The 2,870-nt window shown below is 47.2% G+C and carries 2 protein-coding genes; both read left to right on the top strand.

Features of this window, described 5'->3' with window-relative positions:
- The first annotated feature begins 813 nt into the window (after positions 1-813).
- The gene (locus NZ772_16665; protein MCS6815188.1) at positions 814-1,521 is read left to right on the top strand and encodes a hypothetical protein; all 708 of its coding nucleotides are present in this window, start codon (positions 814-816) and stop codon (positions 1,519-1,521) included.
- Between the two features lie 48 nt (positions 1,522-1,569).
- Positions 1,570-2,870, top strand: a 1,301-nt coding sequence (glgB, locus tag NZ772_16660; GenBank protein MCS6815187.1) for a 1,4-alpha-glucan branching protein GlgB, incomplete at its 3' end; no start/stop codon positions are given.

The following is a 2,870-nucleotide window of genomic DNA, read 5'->3' as shown; positions in this document are numbered from 1 at the left end:
TGACTGAATAGCAGATAAGAAAAAGGGAGAGCCTCTAGCGACTCTCCCCGCCATCAGGGTGCATCTACACAGACTATTATGGCATTAATGGGGTGAGGGGTGTAACCCCTTTTTTAAAGATTTCTTGAAAATTTTTTGGGTTATCATGTGCCCAGCTTAGATGGGATGAGGGGTAATACCCTATCTTTATGCCTCATGCTACTGCATCTACAGCAGGACGCTACCGTAAATTTACTGGCAGTAACTCAGCAGTAACTCGTTAGTCTTTCGTGTTGGAGACTAACTACTGGTTAAGAAATCTTGACTTTTCCTCCTAGTTGCCTGACAAAACTTTGGAAACTCCTATTCTCCTATAGGCTAGCTTAGCAATAGCATAACCCAATAGAACCTAGGCTGGTGTTGAGTTTCACGTTATTCAACCCAACCTACAAAAAAGACTTGTCAGTCAACCAGTTTTTCCTCCTAGTCATAGCTCCCCAAGCGTAACTTGTCAGCTACCCTATGCCGCTAAGTAGAGCTGAAGCGCTAGCAGAAGGAACTCTAGAACCATTAGCGCCATCTCACTGAGCTTTTGAGTCACAGGCAAGACTCTAGCTAGAACATTAGACGTTATCCAGTATGGCTCTGTAACAACAGTTGCAAAAACGTGTCTGAGAAGCTCAATCTGGAAAGTAACTTGAGGGGATCAACAGTTTGAGGTTATCTGCTACCCACAGAGAAGACTTGACAGAGAATCCCTTCAAGAATTACATATGTCACAGGTTACAAACCGTAACCCATAGGCTGCAAATTTACCGATCGCGAAGGTGGTTGATGGAACTTCAGAGAGAATTCTTTCCCTGTGTGCGCAAGACAATCATGCCCCGTCCCTATCAGGCGCAACAAACTGATGTGTTGGGTCAAAGTGGCACAGCTTGGGTCACAGAAGCAGCCATCTATGGTGACAATTGGTACCTAGATCGCGGTCAGGGACTGCTAGAACTCTATGGGGCCGGTGCTGCTATTAGTTTTCATCACTTGCTCCCTCGTAAAAACAAGTATGAGAAAGAAGGACTGTACTTGCGCTTGAAGTTAGCCTATCGCACAACTGCTAATGCCAACGCTAATATCCGCACCTTTTCGGGCCGTCATGTCACCCTGCCCAATAGCTTATATGGGCATATGTACGACGACGCAGATACCTACTGGTGGGTAACTGACGACTTGACCATCAATATAAATTCCATTTACACCGGAGAAAAGCTCTGGATCCAACGAGTGGACTGGGAATGGATGAGCAAAGAGGTAGTCTACGAAGATGAAGTGCACGAGAAAGATCTGATGTTGACCCGATCGCTAGCAGACATTGAACATCTCTACACTCCCAAGGCAGTTACTGCTGAATCGGTAAAGAATTTTCTTGCCCACAAAATTCAAACGGACGATAACTTTGCTAAGCGCTGCCTGAGTATGTTGTACCAAGATCAGCTTATGGGGAAAGACCTAACTGACTTGTTTGCAGACACAGGTTTGGAACTGTAGGCATGCAACCACCAGGAAACCACCGCAAATAAAGTGATTTTCATAACCATGACAACCGTTCAACAGACTGACTGGTTCACTGATCTTGATGCTTATCTGTTTGGGGAAGGAACTCATTATCGCATTTACGAAAAGCTAGGCGCACACTTAACAGAGCAGGATGGCAAACCCGGTGTGCACTTTGCTGTATGGGCACCTCATGCCCAAGGGGTAACCCTAGTCGGCGATTTTAATCACTGGGATGTCCACAAATGCCCTATGACTCGCAACCGCATGGGAATTTGGGAGATATTTGTGCCCAATCTCAAGCCAGGTGAGAAGTATAAATATGCGGTCAAAAATGCCCGTGGTGACGTGTGGTTCAAAACGGATCCCTTCGGGTATCAGCAAGAAATACGCCCTGCAACTGCCTCGATCGTTACGGATTTGACCTATACTTGGCACGATCAAGCTTGGCTAGAGCAACGTCAGCAGGTTAATCCCCAAGATTTACCCATTTCTGTTTACGAGGTACATTTGGGTTCTTGGCTCCACTCTGGGTTGAATACACCACCAGAGCAGGGACAGGCAGTTGCTGTACCCCACAAGCCAGGTGCACGCTTTCTCACCTACCGCGAATTGGCTGATCGCCTCATCCCCTACGTTAAAGACATTGGCTTTACCCATATCGAGCTATTACCCATTACTGAGCATCCCTTTGATGGCTCTTGGGGCTACCAAGTAGTGGGGTACTATGCGCCTACCTCACGCTATGGTACTCCTCAAGATTTCATGTATTTTGTCGATCGCTGCCACCAAGAAGGCATCGGTGTCATCATTGACTGGGTGCCGGGTCACTTCCCCAAAGATGCCCACGGCCTAGCCATGTTTGATGGCACTCACCTGTATGAATATGCCGACTGGCGTAAGGGCGAACATAAAGGCTGGGGAACTCTAGTGTTCAATTATGAGCGCAATGAAGTGCGCAATTTTCTGATTGCCAGTGCCCTGTTTTGGTTTGACAAGTATCACATCGACGGCATTCGGGTAGATGCTGTGGCCTCTATGCTCTATCTAGACTATGAGCGGGAGGTATGGGTGAGAAACGCCTATGGTGGACGAGAAAATCTAGAGGCAGTTAGCTTTCTGCGGCAGCTTAATGAGGTGATTTTCCAGTACTATCCAGGAATTTTGTCGATCGCTGAAGAGTCCACCACTTGGGAAAAAGTCTCCTACCCAACCAGCATGGGAGGTCTAGGCTTCAACTTCAAGTGGAACATGGGTTGGATGAACGATACCCTGCGCTATTTCCACACCAACGCCCAAGACCGCTCCAACGTTCACAATCAACTGACCTTTAGTCTCTGGTA

Source organism: Cyanobacteriota bacterium (assembly GCA_025054735.1).
GTDB lineage: Bacteria > Cyanobacteriota > Cyanobacteriia > SKYG9 > SKYG9 > SKYG9.
The sequence above is the reverse complement of the archived record's forward strand: the minus strand, read 5'-3'. Positions and strand labels throughout refer to the sequence as shown.